Origin of the sequence: Allobosea sp. BE125, from assembly GCF_031456075.1 — a bacterium.
Classification (GTDB): Bacteria; Pseudomonadota; Alphaproteobacteria; order Rhizobiales; family Beijerinckiaceae; genus Allobosea.
Genome location: NZ_JAVDTY010000010.1, coordinates 48338 through 64662, shown reverse-complemented (window position 1 = coordinate 64662; position 16325 = coordinate 48338). Strand labels below are relative to the sequence as shown.

Here is a 16325-nt window from a genome sequence, read left to right as displayed (position 1 = left end):
ATCGAACCAGCCAAAAGGCGAAGCGGAACGACGGCGCGACACGAGTCACGCCATCGCCCCTTATGACCTGGACCTCAGAGCAGCCCGGCCGCCGTCATCAGTTCGGAGACCTTCTTGCTGTCGAGCTTGGAGGGCTCGACCTTCGGCGCCTGCAACTGCGCGATCGGCTCCAGCTTCGGGTTTGATTCCGCGCCGTTGGCGATGGCGTATTCGAAGCTGTCGCCGTCCCGCAGCACGGCCTGGCCATGCTTGCCCGCCATCCATTTCACGAAAGCTTCGGCCTGCTCCTTATGCTTGCTCGAAGCCAGTACGCCGGCGCCCGAAGTGCTGAGGAAGGCGCCGGGATCGCCGTTGCGGAAATAGTGCAGCCGGACATTGCCGCTGTTCTCGCCCGTCTTCGCCTGATCGCCGAAATAGTAATAATGGTAGATCACCGCGCCATCGACTTCGCCGGCATTGACCGCCTTCATGGCGACGCTGTTGCCGCGATAGGCGGTGGAGTTCGCCTTCATCGCCTTGAGCCATTCGGCCGTGACCTTCTCGCCCTTGAGCTCGAGCAGCGCGCCGACGATCGCCTGGAAGTCGGCACCCGAGGGCGAGGCGGCCCAATGGCCCTTCCACTTCGCATCGGCGAGATCGAGCAGCGACTTCGGCAGGTCGGCCTCCTTCAGCTTGCGCGTGTCATAGACGAAGACGGTGCTGCGCGCCGCGACGCCGACCCAGCGCCCGCTCGACGGCTGGAAATTCGCCGGCACCTGCGCCAGCACGTCCTTGGGCAAGGTCGCGAACAGCCCGGCCTTCTCGACCAGCACCATCGCCGGCGAATTCTCGGTGACGAAGACATCGGCGGGCGAGGCCGCGCCCTCCTGGACGATCTGGTTGGCGAGTTCGGTGTCGCCGCCCTTGCGGATCGTCACCTTGATGCCGGTTTCCTTGGTGAAGCCGTCGGCCCAGGCCTTGGTCAGGCTTTCATGCTGCGCATTATAGACGGTGATGCCCTCATCGGCGGCGCGGACGGCGTGCGACGCGCCGGACAGGATCAAGGCGAGCGCGGCGGCGCGCATCAGGGAAGACGGCATCAGTGTCATGACAACCTCTGCAACTCCGGTCCTGTGGGAGAGGCGGACCAAGTATCGAGGCTTAGATTCCCGCGGCCGGAAGCTGTCAATTTCTATGTTTTTTCCTTATAATAATTATAAACTAAGAAGAACCCGCGCGCGAATTCGTGATTTGACCGCGGAACGGCGCAAAACGCGCATCATCCAGACCCAGCCACGCAGAAGCCCTCTGGCGAGACGACGTCGCGATGCTGCGCAGGATTGCCAGCCGCAACGGCTCATATGACCGTTTGAGATGACCCACAGCCCTCATCATTCGAGACGTCATTCCCTAGAGAATGGCGTCTCGAATGATGAGGGCTCAATTCTCGAATAAGTCCAGCTTATCCCAGAGAATAAACAGATAGAATTTGACTGAAACGCCACCTCGACTAGCGTCTCCACTTAAATCGGAGATGAAGACGTGCTCGGCTCGACGAACAAGACTGCCCAGAACAGCAATGCAACGTTCGGTATTGATCTCGCCGATATTGAAGACGCGGCAGGCCGTATCCGCGGACAAGCCGTCAGGACACCTCTGATCCGCAATGACGAGCTCGACAAACGCTTGTCGGCACGCCTGCTACTGAAGGCGGAAACCTTGCAGGTCACCGGCTCCTTCAAGTTCCGCGGCGCCCTCAACCGCGTCTCCAGGATGACGCCGGAGGAAAGGCTTGGCGGCATCGTCGCCTGGTCCTCGGGCAATCACGCTTTGGCGATTTCGGCCGTGGCAGCCCGGCACGGCATCAAGGCGACAATCCTGATGCCGTCCGACGCGCCACGTGCCAAGGTCGAGGGCGCCGAGCGCTTCGGCGGCACCGTGCGCCTCTATGATCGGCTGACCGAGGTGCGCGAGGAGATCGGCGCCGAGATCGCCCGGGCGACCGGCGCGGTGATCATCCCGCCCTATGACGATCCAGACATCATGGCCGGCCAAGGCACAGTCGCGCTCGAATGCGTCGAACAAGCTCGCGAGCTCGGTGCCGCGATCGACCTCATGCTGGTCGCCTGCAGCGGTGGCGGCCTCGCAGCTGGAACCGCCGTCGCGATGAACGCCGTCTCGCCCGCGACCCAAGTCTATTGCGTCGAGCCCGCAGGGTTCGAGGATACCATCCGCTCGCTCGCCTCCGGCCGCCGCGAGGGCAATGCACCCGGCGCCAAGAGCCTGTGCGATGCGCTGCAGGTGCAGATCCCGGGTGAATTGACCTTCCACGTCAACCAGGCGCTGCTCGCCGGCGGCATCGCCGTCACCGATGCCGAGGTCCGGCATGCGATGCGCGTCGCTTACGATCTGACGAAGCTCGTGGTCGAGCCCGGCGGCGTCGCCCCGCTCGCCGCAATCCTCGCCGGTAAGCTCGATATCGCCGGCAAGACCGTCGCGCTCGTGCTCAGCGGCGGCAATGTCGACCACGACAAGTTCAGCGCCTGCATCGCCGACTGAGCCCGCCCGACATCGGCGCCCTTCCTAGAGAACCGGACTTCCCATGCTTTCAAGTGATTCACCGCTCTATGGCCGCATCGCCGCGACCATCGACCAGTTCATGACGATCGACCTCACAGGCGTCGGCCTGATCGGGAACATCCATGCGGCGCTGGGCCAGCGCCAGCCCGGGCCGATCTGCATGGGCGCGGCTGAGATCATCCTGCGCACGATCAAGGAGAAGGGTGGGCCCGTTCTGATCGCGACGGGTTTTCCCGAAGGCGGTGGCGTGCCGGAGACCGATGGCCCGGTCGGCGCGGCGTTGCTGGCCCGGGCGCTGTTTCTCGGCCTCGGCGTCGAGAGCGTGATCGTCGTCGATGAGGATTGGGAGGCGATGATGCGCCAGACCTGCCTCGGCGCCGGCCTCTCCCCCATGCCCTTCCCCGCTTCGGGCGTCATCGAGCCGATCGCCTTCCTGCGCCCGGTCTATATCCGCACCATCCCCAAGGATGCCGAGGGCAGCCGCGCCGTCAGCGACGACCTGCTGGAGCGGACCCGGCCGAGCCTGCTGATCGCGATCGAGCGTCCCGGCTGCAATGCCAACGGGCTCTATCACGGTCTGGGTGGCCGGCCGCTCGACGACATGGTCGGCGATCTCGACTATCTCTTTCGGACCGGCAAGGAGCTCGGCCTGCCCTTCATCGGTATCGGCGACGGCGGCAACGAGCTCGGCATGGGCGTGATCGCGCAGGACCTGCCGCGGTTCTCCCCGAAGGCCGCCGATTGTGGCATCCCGGGGCGCGGCGGCGTGGCGGCGGCAACCGCTGCCAGCCATCTCGTCGTCGCCAATGTCTCGAACTGGGGCGCGACCGGCATCATCGCCGCGCTCACAGCCCTGCTCCAGAACGAAGTCGTCTTCCATGAGCCGGAGCTGGAGGTGCGCTGCATCGAGCAATGCGTCGCGGGCGGCGGCGTGGACGGCATGTTCATGGCGCCAGAGCCGGCGGTCGACGGCATCTCCGCCCTGGAATGGGAGGGCCTGGTGCGCACGCTGCGGGCCTCCGTACTCAGGGCGCTCGGGCATTCCGTCAACTGGAAGGGCGACCGCGGCGACTGGCGGCAGGTGAAGTAGCAGGCGCGCCGCGCAGGCCGTCTCCGTGACCCTCATCACGGCTTGTGCTAGCCAAAAGACCGCGACAGTCGACAATCCGGCTTCCCTCTGTTTCGGCCGCTTTGCCTCGATGCCTGGAGACGCGCAGCGAACATGACGGATTTTCGCAGTCTCGAGCTGTTCTACTGGGTCGCGGAGCTAAACAGCTTCAGCAAGGCCGCCGAGCGGGCGAACACGACGCAGCCCGCCGTCTCCCAGAGGATCGCCGCGCTGGAGGCTGAGTTCGGCGTCAAATTGTTCGAGCGCAATTCGCGCTCGATCAGCCTGACGCATCAGGGCCGCAAGCTGGTCGACTATGCCGAGCGCTTCCTGCTGCTGCGCACGGAAATGGTCGCCGATGTCGGCTCCACCGTTGCCATGAAAGGCATCCTGCGGCTGGGCGTCTCGGAGACGATCGCGCAGACCTGGCTGAGCCGCTTCATGGAGCGGGCGCATGCCGTCTATCCCAACATCGTCATCGACCTCACGGTCGATGTCTCCCCGACCATGCGCGACCTGCTTGGGCGCGGCGAGCTCGATCTCGCTTTCCTGCTCGGGCCGCTTGGCGACGCGACCATGGCCAATCGCGAGTTATGTGCCTATTCGCTCGCCTTCATCGCCTCTCCCGATCTCGACATCGGCGAGGAGCCGCTGAGCCTCGCGCGGATCCGGAGTTTCCCGATCATCACCTATCCCAAGGCGACATCGCCCTATCCCCGCCTGCGCGAGGCGCTGAACGATCCGAGCCTGCCGCCGCCGCGCATCTTCGGGAACTCCTCGCTCACCACCATCGTCCGGATGACGCTGGACCGGATCGGGCTCAGCGTGATTCCGCCCATCGTCGTCCAGAAGGAGCTGTCGGAAGGACGCCTGCGCATCGTCCAGACCTCGCTCACCGTGCCCGACCTCGTCTTCACGGCCGCCTTCCCGCTGGCGCTGATGGGCGGACTGGCCCAGCCCATGGCCGAGCTCGCCCAGGAGGTCGCGCGCCAGTTCGAGGCCGCGCCCGACGCCTGATCGGGATCGCCCGCCGGCTCAGCTTGCCTGCACTGCTCGGCCCTTTACCGCGGGGCGCCGCGCATCGCTTCGTTCTTCGCTGCTGCGGCGATCGTCGCCTCCATTTGCAGATTCCCTTAAAATCGAAAGCGAGGAAACACGCCTTTCAATTTGGTGTGGGCTCGTCAAACTAAGCCTGTCTCAGCTGCCGTTCAGATCGGTGCGCCCGCCAGGGCGCGCTGACCTTTATGCGATGTTTCTCAAACCCTTGCGGGCGCCGCCCAGCTCGCCGGGGCTTCTATAATTGGAGCTTATCGCGGTCGATCCCGATTCAAGATTGGACGGGCTGACGCAACGATGTGCCAATCGAACAGCAACCGGCAGGAAGGGACCATGAGCACGATGAATCAGATCACTCCCGCCACGACCGCCCAGGGCTCCGCCGCCGCCGCGCAAGCGATCCGGCTGGCATGCCGCAACGGCTCCCTGACCGGCACTACCTCCGGTCTGGCGCCGGGCTTCGTCCAAGGCAATCTCGCCGTCCTGCCCGCCGATCTCGCCGCCGATTTCCTGCGCTTCTGCCAGGCCAATCCGCGCCCCTGCCCGATCATCGGCGTCTCCGATGTCGGCAGCCCCAGGGTTCCCGTGCTCGGCCGCGACCTCGATATCCGCACCGATCTGCCCGGCTACCGCGTCTGGAAGGACGGCGAGCTCGTCGCGGAAACCGGCAATGTCAGCGAATGGTGGCGCGACGATCTCGTCTCCTTCGTCATCGGCTGCTCGCTCTCCTTCGAAGAGGCATTGCTCGACGAAGGCATCCCGCTGCGCCATGTCGAGCGCAGCATCCGCGTACCGATGTTCCGCACCAGCATTCCCTGCTCGCCTGCGGGCCGCTTCTCCGGGCCGATGGTCGTCTCGATGCGCCCGCTGAAGCCAGCCCAGGCGATCCGCGCCATCCAGATCACCTCCCGTTTCCCCGCCGTGCATGGCGCGCCCGTCCATATCGGGCATCCCGAGCAGATCGGTATCCGCGACCTGTCGAAGCCCGATTATGGCGACCCGGTCGAGGTCCTGCCCGACGAGATCCCGGTGTTCTGGGCCTGCGGCGTCACGCCGCAATCGGTCATCGCCGAGGTCAAGCCGTCCTTCGCCATCACCCATGCGCCCGGCTGCATGCTGGTGACCGATCGCCGCAACACGGAGTTCGCGATCATCTGAAGACCAGACTGCGAGAGATCCAAACAAGGGGCCGAAGAGCCCATCCATCACGAAGAGGGGTTACATCATGAATCGTAGAGAACTGCTGCTCGGCGGAGCCTCCGCCATGTCCTTCGCCGCTGCGGCCGGCTTCGCCGGGGCAGTCCAGGCCCAGGCGGCTCGCGAGGTCGTCATCGGCGTGATCTATCCGATGTCGGGCGCCAGCGCCCAGGTTGGCATCGACGCCAGGCACGCCTTCGAAACCGCGCTCGACATCGTCAACAACGACCATGCGCTCGATCTGATCGGCGCCAAGGGCGCAGGGCTCTCGGCGCTCAGCGGCGCCAAGCTGCGGCTGGTCTTCGCCGACCACCAGGCCGACCCGCAGAAGGGCCGCGCCGAGGCCGAGCGCTTGATCACCCAGGAGAAGGTCTCCGCCATCATCGGCTGCTACCAGTCCTCTGTTTCCGCCACGGTGAGCGCCGTCACCGAGCGTTACGGCGTGCCGTTCCTGTGCGCCGATTCCTCCTCGCCCAGCCTGCAGCGCCGCGGCATGAAGTTCTTCTTCCGCCCCGCCGCGCAGGACGAGATGTTCTCGGCCGCGATGTTCGATTTCTTCGATGCGCAGAAGGCCAAGGGCAAGAAGATCGACACTGTCGCGCTCTTCTTCGAGGACACGATCTTCGGCGTCGACTCTTCCAACGTCCAGCGCAAGCTCGCCACCGAGCGCGGCTACAAGATCGCAGCCGACGTCAAATACCGCACCAATTCGCCCTCGCTGACCGCCGAGGTCCAGCAGCTCAAATCCGCCGATCCCGACGTGCTGATGCCGTCCTCCTACACCACGGACGCGATGCTGCTCGTCAAGACGACGGCCGAGCTCGGCTACAAGCCCAAGAACCTGGTCGCCCAGGCGAGCGGCTTCTCGGAGCAGGTCACCTATGACGCGGTCGGCGACAAGCTGCGCGGCGCGATCACCCGCGCCAGCTTCTCGCTCGATCTGGCGGCCAAGCGCCCGTTCATCACCACGGTGAACGACATGTTCAAGGCGCGCTCGACCCGCGACTTCAACGACAACAGCTCGCGCCAGTTCATGGGCCTGCTGCTGCTGGCGGAGGCGATCAACCGCGCCGGCACGACCGACGGCGCCAAGGTGCGCGACGCGCTGGCCGCGACCGATATCCCCGGCACCAGCACGATCATGCCCTGGGCGCGCGTGCGCTATGGCGCCGACGGCCAGAACCCCGATGCGAGCCCCGTCCTCCTGCAATATGTCGAGGGCAAGTTCGTCACGATCTTCCCGACCGACGTCGCGATCGCCGGTGCGATCTGGCCGATGAACGGCTGACGCTCCACAGGCGGAAGGAAATTCACATGACGGCGCAAGCACTGGCTCAAGTGCTTGCGAGCGGCCTGCTGATGGGGCTCATCTACGCCCTGATCGCAGTGGGCCTCTCGCTCATTTTCGGCCTGATGGATGTCGTGAACTTCGCCCATGGCGAGTTCCTGATGACGGCGATGTACGTGGCTTTCGGGTTGGTGTTCCTGACCTCCCTCGATCCCATCCTGGTCATGCCCATCGTCGTCGCCGTGCTCTTCGGCGTTGGCGCAGTGGTCTATCTCGGGGTGGTGCGCTTCGCGATGCGGGCCAAGGCCAATCAGGGCATGGTGCAGATCTTCGCGACCTTCGGTCTTGCCACCCTGCTGCAGGGCGCCGCGCAGTATTTTCTGACGCCCGACTACCGCAGCATCGGCAACTCCTGGCTGGGCGGCAAGACGCTCGAACTCGGCGGCGTCTTCCTGCCCTTGCCGCAGATCTTCGGCGGGCTGGTCTCGATTGCGGCCTTCGGCGGCCTCTATCTCCTGATGTCGCGCACCGATTTCGGCAAGGCGCTCGAGGCGACCCGCGAAGACCAGGGCGCGGTCGCGCTGGTCGGCATCGACCGCAACCGCGTCTTCACGCTGGGCTGGGGGTTAGGGGCCGCGCTCGTCGGCCTGGCCGGCGCGGTACTCGCGATCTTCTACTACATCCACCCGCAGGTCGGCGCGACCTTCGGCCTGATCGCCTATGTCACGGTTGCACTCGGCGGCTTCGGCAGCGTTTTCGGCGCGCTGGTCGCCGGTATCATCGTCGGCTTCGTCGAGGCCCTGACCGCCGCCATCCTGCCGCCGGCGATGAAGTCGCTGGGCATCTACATGCTGTATCTCGGCGTCGTCTTCGTGCGGCCGAGCGGCCTTTTCGGAAAGCTCTGACCATGACAGCAGACGCGCTTTCCCCTCCCCGCACGGCCGGCATGCTGCCGCAGCGGCGCAAGCAGCTCCTCACAGCTGCCCTCGTCTTCGCGGCCGTCGCGGCCTCGCCCTTCCTCGTCCGCGACGTCTATCTCCAGAACGTCCTGATCCTGACCCTGCTCTATGCCGCCGTGTCGCAGAGCTGGAACATCCTGGGCGGCTATTGCGGCCAGATCTCGCTCGGCCACGCGCTCTATTTCGGCATCGGCGCCTACGCCACCTCGGTCCTGTTCGTCACCTATGGCGTCGTGCCCTGGGGCGGCATGCTGGTCGGCGGCGTGCTCTCGGCGGCAGTCGCACTCCTGCTCGGCTATCCCTGCTTCCGGCTCAAGGGCCATTATTTCTCGATCGCGACCATCGTCATTGCCGAGATCGGTTTGCTGCTCATCCATAACTGGGACTTCGTCGGCGGCGCGCTCGGCATCCAGTGGCCGTTCGGCTCCGACAGCTGGTGGACGCTGCAATTCGCCCGCGACAAGGTGCCTTACGTCCATCTCTCCCTCGGCCTGCTGGCCGTCACCTGGTTCGTCACCTTCCTGATCGAAGGCTCGCGCTGGGGCTATTGGTGGCGCGCCGTCAAGGACAACCCCGAGGCGGCCGAAAGCCTCGGCGTCGAGATCTTCCACTCCAAGATGGCGGCGGCTGCCGTCTCCGCCTTCTTCACCGCGGTCGGCGGCAGCTTCTATGCGAGCTTCCTGGCCTATATCGACCCGGAAAGCGTGATGAGCTTCCGCTTCTCGCTGCTCTTCGCCTTGCCTGCCGTGCTCGGCGGCATCGGCACGCTGTGGGGGCCCTTCGTGGGCGCCGCCATCCTGATCCCGCTCACCGAAATCACGCGCTCCTATCTCGGCGGTTCCGGCTCGGGCATCGACCTCATCATCTATGGCGGCCTGATCATGGTCGTCTCGCTGGCCAGGCCCGAGGGCATCCTCAGCCTGTTCCAGCGCAAGCCGAAGCGGGAGGCGCGTTCATGAGCACCGACACTCTGCTCAGCGTCGACAACGTGACACGGCGCTTCGGCGGCCTCGTCGCCAATGCGAATGTCTCGATCACCGTCCGGCGCGGCGAGATCCTCGGATTGATCGGCCCCAACGGCGCCGGCAAGTCGACCCTGTTCAACCTCGTCGCCGGGACCTTCGCGCCGAATGAGGGGCGCATCATGTTCGAGGGCGAGGACATCACCACCCTCTCCGCCCCGCTCCGCTGCCAGCGCGGCATCGCCCGCACCTTCCAGGTCCCGCGCTCCTTCGACTCGATGAGCGTGCTGGACAATGTCATGGTCGGCGGCTTCGTCCGGGCGCGGAGTGCGGCCGCGGCCCGCGACATCGCCTATGAGACGCTGGAGTTCGCCGCCCTCGCCCATCGCGCCGGGGCCTCGGCAGGCGACCTGACCCCACCCGAAAAACGCCGCCTCGAAGTCGCGCGAGCGCTCGCGACCAAGCCCAAACTCCTGCTGCTCGACGAGGTCATGACCGGCCTGACGCCGAGCGAGGCGCGGCTCGGCGTCGAGCTCGTCCGCAAGGTCCGCGACCAGGGCGTCACCGTGGTCATGGTCGAGCACGTCATGGAGATCGTCATGCCGCTGGTCGACAGGGCCGTGGTGCTCAATCTCGGCACGGTCCTCGCCGAGGGCAGGCCGCATGACGTCGTCCGCAACGACGCCGTCATCACCGCCTATCTGGGGGAGAGACACCGTGCTGCTTGAAGTCTCCTCCCTGACCACGGCCTATGACGGCCTGATCGCCATCTCGGAGATCTCGATCTCCGTAGCCGAGGGCGAGATCGTGGTCGTCGCCGGCGCCAACGGGGCCGGCAAATCGACGCTGCTCAAGAGCATCTCGGGCATGGAACGGCCGCGCTCCGGCGAGGTCAGCTTCGACGGCGAGCGCATCAGCGGCCTGCCCGGACACGAGATCACCGCGCGCGGCGTCGCCTATGTGCCCGAGAACCGGCGCCTGTTCCCGCGCCTGTCGGTCTCCGACAATCTCCGGCTCGGCAGCTATCTGCATCGCAAGCGTCCCGACCGGGAGCAGCCCATGGAGCAGGTCTTCACGCTCTTTCCGCGCCTGAAGGAGCGCCTGCCGCAGCGGGCCTCCACCCTCTCGGGCGGCGAGCAGCAGATGCTCGCCATCGGGCGGGCCTTGATGACGCGGCCGCGCATCCTGATGCTCGACGAGCCCTCGCAGGGCATCATGCCCAAGCTCGTCGACGAGATCTTCGAGGCGGTGCTGGCCATCCGCAAGGCCGGCGTCACCGTCCTGCTCGTCGAACAGCGCCTGGCCGAGAGCCTGGAGATCGCCGACCGTGCCTATGTCTTGCAGACCGGACGGGTCATCCTCTCCGGCACGGCGGCCGAGGTGCGCGACAACCCCGACATCCGCAAGGCCTATCTCGGCATCTAGAGCGTTGTTGAGCGAAGTGGACACCGGTTCCCCCGCGACAAACGCGAAGCGTTTGCGCGGAGAAAACGCGTTAAAACAAAGAGCTGGAGCGGTCGAACGATCCAATCGGATCGGAAACTGCTTTAGGCGCTTGGCCGCGCGCCCGCGTTCCCCCGGACCAGCGCGCGGCCAAACTGCCGGAAAGAGCGAGGAGATGTGATGCTCTCGATCGATCTGAATTCCGATCTCGGCGAAGGCTTCGGCGCTTATCGCTGCGGCGATGACGAGGCGATGCTAGCTGTCGTCACCTCCGCCAATGTCGCCTGCGGCCTGCATGCCGGCGATCCGGAGATCATGGCGCGCGCCTTCACCGTCGCCCGCGAGCGCGGCGTCGCGGTCGGCGCCCATCCCGGCTTTCCCGATCTCTGGGGCTTCGGCCGCCGCCGCATTCCGTTCTCGACGGGCGAGATCGAGCGCCTCGTCGCCTATCAGGTGGGCGCGGCAGCGGCGCTCGCCGCCTATGCCGGCCACCGCATCAGCTATGTCAAACCCCATGGCGCGCTCGGCAACATCGCCGCCGAGGATCGCGGCGTGGCGGATGCGATCGCGCGCGCGGTCAAGGCGGTCGATTCCGGTCTCGCCATGCTCGCCATCGCCCTGACCGAGCAGGTCGCTGCCGGTGAGGCTGCCGGGCTTGCCGTCCATCAGGAGATCTTCGCCGATCGCGGCTACACCGACGAGGGCCAGCTCATCGCCCGCGACAAGCCCGGCGCATTGATCACGGATGCCGATGAAGCCGCCGGCCGGATGGTCGAGATGGTCACCGAGGGCGTGATCATCACCGCTTCCGGCAAGCGCCTGCCGACGCAGATCCACTCGATCTGCGTCCATGGCGATTCCGACCATGCCGTCGCCACGGCGAGGCGCGTGCGCCAGGCCCTGGAGCAGGCCGGCCTGCGCCTGTCCGCCTTCCGATGAGCCAAGACGGTCCCGACCAGGAAGACGATCCCGGCGAGGTGCAGCCACGCTTCCTCGACGCCGGCGAGGCGGCGCTGGTCGTCGAGTTCGGCCGCGTGGTCGATCCCGCGATCAACGACCGCGTGCTCGCGCTCGACGCCGTCTTGAGCGCCGACCTGCCCGCCGGCGTCCGCGAGCTCGTGCCGACCTATCGCTCGCTCATGATCCATTACGATCCGCTGCGGATCGCCCGCCAGGCGCTGGTCGAGGCGGTGACGGCGCGGCTGTCAGCCCCTGTAGCCGGGACGCGCATCGCCAACCTCTGGACCATCCCCTGCTGCTACGAGCCGCCCCATGGCGAGGACCTCGCGGAGATGGCCGGGGCGATGAGCCTTTCGCCCGGGCAGATCGTGACCAGCCATGTGGCGGCGACCTATCGCGTCTACATGTATGGCTTTGCTCCCGGCTTCACCTATCTCGGCGGCCTCGGCGAGGACATCGCGGTGTCGCGGCGCAGCAAGCCGCGCCCGCCGCATGCGGCCGGCGCCGTGCTCGTCGGCGGCGGCCTCAGCGCCATCGCGACCTTCGCCATGCCGACCGGCTGGTATGTCGTCGGGCGCACGCCCGAGCGGCTCTATGCGCCGGAGCGGCCCGAGGCGTTCCTGATGGAGCCCGGCGACGATCTGCGTTTCGAGCCTGTCGACGCCGCGACCTTCGCGGCGCTCGAGGCACGGGTCCAGGCGGGCGAGGTCGTGGCCCGGAGGATCACGCCATGACCGCGGCGCTGCGCCTGCTCTCGGCCGGCCCCGGCGCCACCATCCAGGATGGCGGCCGCCACGGCTATCTGCGCTATGGCGTCACCGGCGCGGGCCCGATGGACCCCTTCGCCCATGCGGTTGCCAACCGCGCGCTTGGAAACCCCACCAATGCCGCCGCAATCGAAGTCTCGCTCGGCGGCATCGAGGTCACCGCCGAGGGCGCCCCCGTGGCGGTCGCCGTCGCGGGCGGAGAATTCGCGATTGCGCTGGACGGACAAGCACTGCCGCCCGCGACGGTCGCGCTCGTCGAGCCCGGTGCCAAGCTCAAGCTGCGCGCCGGACAGGCGGGCAGCTGGTGCTATCTCGCCGTGACGGGCGGCCTCGACGTGCCGAAGGCTCTGGGCTCCGCCGCGACCCATATCCGCTCCAGCCTGGGCGGCCTGGGCGGCCGGGCGCTCGCGGCCGGCGACAGGATCGCTATCGCGGCGAACGCCGATGACGGTGTCGAGGCCGGCCTGATCGTCGCACCGATGCTCGACCGGCCGGCGGAGGTGATCCGCGTCATCCTGGGGCCGCAGGACGATTATTTCGCGCCGGACCAGATCGCCGCCTTCCTCGCCGGCCCCTGGCGGATTTCGGCGCGAGGTGACCGCATGGCCTGCTTCCTCGAAGGGCCGACGCTCACTCATGCACAAGGCTTCAACATCGTCTCCGACGGCATTGTCATGGGCGCGATCCAGGTGCCGGGCGAAGGTCAGCCGATCGTGCTGATGGCCGACCGCCAACCGACCGGCGGCTATCCCAAGATCGCGACGATCATCGGCCCCGATCTCGGCCGGCTCGCGCAGGCGCGGCCCGGGACCTCGCTCCGTTTCCACGTCGTTACCCATGCCGAGGCGGTGGCGGCACGGGCCGCGGAACAGGTTTTCCTTTCTGCGACAATCCCGGTCGAGCCGCTGATCCGGAGGCGTTTCAGCTCTGAATTCCTGCTCGGCCTCAATCTCGTCGATGGCTGGGTCAACGCCCATCAACCGACCTGACAGCCACGGAACCGGCATGCGCAAAGCGGGATACACCATCAGCCTTCAGACCAGGATCGCCATCGGCTTCCTGTCCGTGGTCGCCATGTCGGCGCTACTGGGCTGGCTCGCTATCTCCTCTGCGCGGGGTTCGCTGGCGCTCTACGGGCAATATCGCTCCATCACGAGCGTCGCGGCCGGGCTAGCCAAGGCGCAGGCGAGCTTCGCCGATGCACGCCTCGCCGGCGAGGCCTTCGGCCTGTCCCTCGATCCCTCCAAGCTCGATGAGGCGGAGGCCGCGGCCAAGGCGGGCCTGGACAGCATCATGGCGGCGAAAGCGGCCGCTCGCGACGGCGTCGAGGCCCTGATCGGAACGCTCGACGACCAGGTCGCAGCTTATCTCAAGCTAGTGACCGGCCTGAAGGCGACGGGGCTGCAGGCCGATGCCTCGCAGGCGCTGCTCAAGCTCGGTGAGGACAGTTCGACCGCGATCAAGCAGGCGGCGGCCGCGCTGGAGAGCAAGGCGGCGGTGGCCGGTCCCGAGATCGAGGCGGTGATGGTCCAGGCCGGGCGAACCGCACTCGTCCTCGTCGCTATCGTCTTCCTGATCGGCTGCGGCGTTGCCTTCATCGTCGGCCGTTCGATCGCCCGGCCGGTCCGCGAGATCACGCAGGCAATGGGCGAGATCTCGGAGGGCCGGCTCGAAACCAACATTCCGGCACGCGAGCGCAAGGACGAGATCGGCGAGATGGCGGCCGCGCTCGAGGTCTTCCGCGACAACCTCATCCGGATCAGGGCGCTCGAGACGCAGGAGCGTGCCGCCGCCGCCGAGCGCGCCGCCCGGGCGGAATCGATGATCGCGGTGGTGAACGATGTCGGTGCCGTCGTCGCGGCCGCTGCGGCGGGCGATTTCAGCGCGCGGTTGAGGATCGAGCATGCCGACGCCGAGATGCAGAAGCTGGTCAACGGCATCAACGAGATCAATGCGGTCGTCGATCTGGCGACGACCGAGTTCTCACAGGTGCTGGCGGCAATCGCCCAGGGCGATCTGACCCGCTCCGTGACGGGCCGCTACCAGGGACGTTTCGCCGAGCTCAACCGCTCCGTCGGCGACATGATCGCGCATCTGTCTCAGGTGGTCTCCGGCATCCAGTCCTCGGCGGCGCAAGTCTCCTCGGCTGCCAACGATATACGCTCGGGCGCCGATGATCTTTCGCACAGGGCCGAGGAACAGGCAGCCTCGCTCGAACAGACGGCCGCCACCACTGACGAATTGGCCGCGTCGGTCAAGATCAGCGCCCAGTTTGCCGCCACCGTCGCACTCGCCGCCAGCGATGCGGCAGCGGTGGCGGCGCAGGGCGGCTCGATCGTCCGCGAGGCGATCTCGGCCATGGAACGCATCGAGGAGACCAGCCGCGAGATCTCGAAGATCAGCCGGTTGATCGACGATATAGCCTTCCAGACCAATCTCCTGGCGCTGAACGCGGCCGTGGAGGCGGCGCGCGCCGGCGATGCCGGCAAGGGCTTCGCCGTCGTCGCCGGCGAGGTCAGGATCCTCGCCCAGCGCTCCGGAAGCGCTTCGCAGGAGATCAACAAGCTGATCGCGGCGGCGACGCAGGAGGTCGTGCAGGGCTCCAGCCTTGTTCGCTCGGCCGGTTCGGCGCTGGAGCAGATCGTCGTCGCTTCGAAGCAGGTCGCCGAGACCGTATCGGAAATCTCGACGGCTTCGAGCGAACAGGCCCACGGCATCGAGGAGATGAACCAGGCCGTTACCCATATGGACGCCATGACGCAACAGAACGTCGCGCTGGCCGACAAGAATGCCGGCTCGGCCTCCGTGCTGACTGAGCAGATCGGCCGGTTGGACGAGCTGGTCGCGACCTTCGTTCTCGCCGACGCACCGCCGCTCGCCAGGGCGCCGCGGCCATCCATGCCGACGCTGGCCTATTCGGTCGGCAGGACCGTGTGACCCAATATCGCCAGGAACGACCCGGCGACCCTGCATTCAGCCATGCCGGCCCGGCATCGCGGCCGTCCCGCGGCCGTAGTGCCGGCTGCGGCTATCCCTATGCAGACCGTATGCCCGGGGAATGCTTCAGGCGGATCGCGTTGACCGCCTCGGCCATGAAGGCGCGGATCAACGGCAGCCGCTTCGAGCTTCGCGACCAGAGGATACCGACATCGCGCGTCGGCGCGCCGCTCGCCCTGATCCGGCGCACATTGGCGCCTTCTGGCCAGGGTGGCAGCCAGTCCGGCACGAGCGAAACGCCGAGGCCGCGGCTGACCAGGACTGTGATCGCTTCGAGCGAATCGAGTTCATATTGCTCGCGCGGCCGGATCTTCAGCTTGCGCAGGTGCAGATCGACGATGCGACCACCCCAGTGGTTGCGATCATAGCGGATAAAGGGCTGGCGCTTCAGGATCGCGCACGTGTCGGTTTCGGTAACGCTCAGCGGCGTGATGACCAGTAGCTCCTCCTGGCGCAACAGGAGCCAGTCCAGGGCCTTGGGGAGCGCGAAGTGAGGCTGCACCATGATTGCCGCGTCGAGCTCGCCGTCGGTGATGCAGGAATAGAGATCCCCGGACATTCCCGGCAGGATGTAGAGTTCGATCCCGGGCCGGTTCTGCCGCAACTGCACGAGCAGATCGGGAAGCAGGCCGGTCAGGGCGGAGTTGATCACGCCGATACGTAGCAAGCCGGTTTCAAGGTCGGCTGCAGCGGCAGCCTTGATGTCGTCGGCGACGGCGAGCATGCGCTCGACCTCAGCGAGGATGGCGGCTCCGGCCGGTGTCGGCTGCATCGTATGACCGGAACGCTGGATGAGCGGCCGTCCAATCTCGTCTTCCAGCGCTTTGATTCGCTGGATGACTGCCGACGGCGTGATGTTGAGCCGCCTTGCCGCCTCTGAGAGCGAACCGGTCTGCACGACGCTCAGGAAGGTTTGGAGAAAGCGCGTCTCCACTATCAGTTTCCCTGAATGTCGAAGGCAGGAAAACACATATTCCCTCGCAGCGCGGCGGCGTCAATGATCATGTGCTGCAGTGCCGCGGGTGACGA

Annotated in this window: 15 protein-coding genes; 13 read left to right on the top strand and 2 right to left on the bottom strand. The window is 66.5% G+C overall.

Annotated elements, in window-relative coordinates; genetic code table 11:
- Positions 1-74 precede the first annotated feature (74 nt).
- Positions 75-1088: an iron ABC transporter substrate-binding protein gene (locus J2Y55_RS21080; RefSeq protein WP_404978993.1), complete on the bottom strand. Its 1014-nt coding sequence runs from the start codon at positions 1086-1088 to the stop codon at positions 75-77.
- Between the two features lie 433 nt (positions 1089-1521).
- On the opposite strand from J2Y55_RS21080, the gene J2Y55_RS21075 reads away from it, so the two are divergent.
- From J2Y55_RS21075 to J2Y55_RS21015, 13 genes are all read left to right on the top strand, one after another.
- Positions 1522-2538 (top strand): threonine ammonia-lyase, encoded by a 1017-nt coding sequence (locus J2Y55_RS21075; RefSeq protein WP_310157636.1) that lies wholly within the window; start codon positions 1522-1524, stop codon positions 2536-2538.
- A 43-nt stretch (positions 2539-2581) separates the two neighbouring features.
- The gene (locus J2Y55_RS21070; protein WP_310157633.1) at positions 2582-3649 is read left to right on the top strand and encodes a glutamate cyclase domain-containing protein; all 1068 of its coding nucleotides are present in this window, start codon (positions 2582-2584) and stop codon (positions 3647-3649) included.
- Between the two features lie 132 nt (positions 3650-3781).
- Positions 3782-4684 carry a LysR family transcriptional regulator gene (locus J2Y55_RS21065; protein WP_310157631.1) on the top strand — a complete coding sequence of 301 codons (903 nt, stop codon included), beginning with the start codon at positions 3782-3784 and terminating at the stop codon, positions 4682-4684.
- Positions 4685-5065: 381 nt separating this feature from the next.
- A complete protein-coding gene (locus J2Y55_RS21060; protein ID WP_310158044.1) occupies positions 5066-5881 on the top strand; it encodes a putative hydro-lyase in 816 nt (271 codons plus the stop codon).
- A gap of 67 nt (positions 5882-5948) precedes the next feature.
- A complete protein-coding gene (locus J2Y55_RS21055; protein ID WP_310157629.1) occupies positions 5949-7208 on the top strand; it encodes an ABC transporter substrate-binding protein in 1260 nt (419 codons plus the stop codon).
- A 26-nt stretch (positions 7209-7234) separates the two neighbouring features.
- Positions 7235-8113, top strand: coding sequence for a branched-chain amino acid ABC transporter permease (locus J2Y55_RS21050; RefSeq protein WP_310157627.1), 879 nt, complete (start codon positions 7235-7237; stop codon positions 8111-8113).
- A 2-nt stretch (positions 8114-8115) separates the two neighbouring features.
- Entirely contained in the window at positions 8116-9126 is a 1011-nt protein-coding gene (locus tag J2Y55_RS21045; protein WP_310157625.1) for a branched-chain amino acid ABC transporter permease, read from the top strand.
- The gene (locus tag J2Y55_RS21040; protein ID WP_310157622.1) at positions 9123-9857 is read left to right on the top strand and encodes an ABC transporter ATP-binding protein; all 735 of its coding nucleotides are present in this window, start codon (positions 9123-9125) and stop codon (positions 9855-9857) included. The genes J2Y55_RS21045 and J2Y55_RS21040 overlap by 4 nt, the downstream gene beginning before the upstream one ends.
- Positions 9847-10554 (top strand): ABC transporter ATP-binding protein, encoded by a 708-nt coding sequence (locus tag J2Y55_RS21035; protein ID WP_404978991.1) that lies wholly within the window; start codon positions 9847-9849, stop codon positions 10552-10554. Before J2Y55_RS21040 ends, J2Y55_RS21035 begins: the two co-directional genes overlap by 11 nt.
- A 198-nt stretch (positions 10555-10752) precedes the next feature.
- Positions 10753-11511 (top strand): LamB/YcsF family protein, encoded by a 759-nt coding sequence (locus J2Y55_RS21030; protein WP_310157619.1) that lies wholly within the window; start codon positions 10753-10755, stop codon positions 11509-11511.
- A complete protein-coding gene (locus J2Y55_RS21025; RefSeq protein ID WP_310157618.1) occupies positions 11508-12266 on the top strand; it encodes a 5-oxoprolinase subunit B family protein in 759 nt (252 codons plus the stop codon). Before J2Y55_RS21030 ends, J2Y55_RS21025 begins: the two co-directional genes overlap by 4 nt.
- Positions 12263-13288 (top strand): 5-oxoprolinase subunit C family protein, encoded by a 1026-nt coding sequence (locus J2Y55_RS21020; protein ID WP_310157616.1) that lies wholly within the window; start codon positions 12263-12265, stop codon positions 13286-13288. Before J2Y55_RS21025 ends, J2Y55_RS21020 begins: the two co-directional genes overlap by 4 nt.
- 16 nt (positions 13289-13304) lie before the next feature.
- Complete coding sequence (locus J2Y55_RS21015; RefSeq protein WP_310157614.1) at positions 13305-15236, top strand: methyl-accepting chemotaxis protein; 1932 nt, start codon at positions 13305-13307, stop codon at positions 15234-15236.
- A gap of 97 nt (positions 15237-15333) precedes the next feature.
- On the opposite strand, the gene J2Y55_RS21010 is transcribed toward J2Y55_RS21015, so the two are convergent.
- On the bottom strand, positions 15334-16230 hold the full coding sequence (locus J2Y55_RS21010; protein ID WP_310157612.1) for a LysR family transcriptional regulator: 897 nt from the start codon (positions 16228-16230) through the stop codon (positions 15334-15336).
- Between the last annotated feature and the right edge of the window lie 95 nt (positions 16231-16325).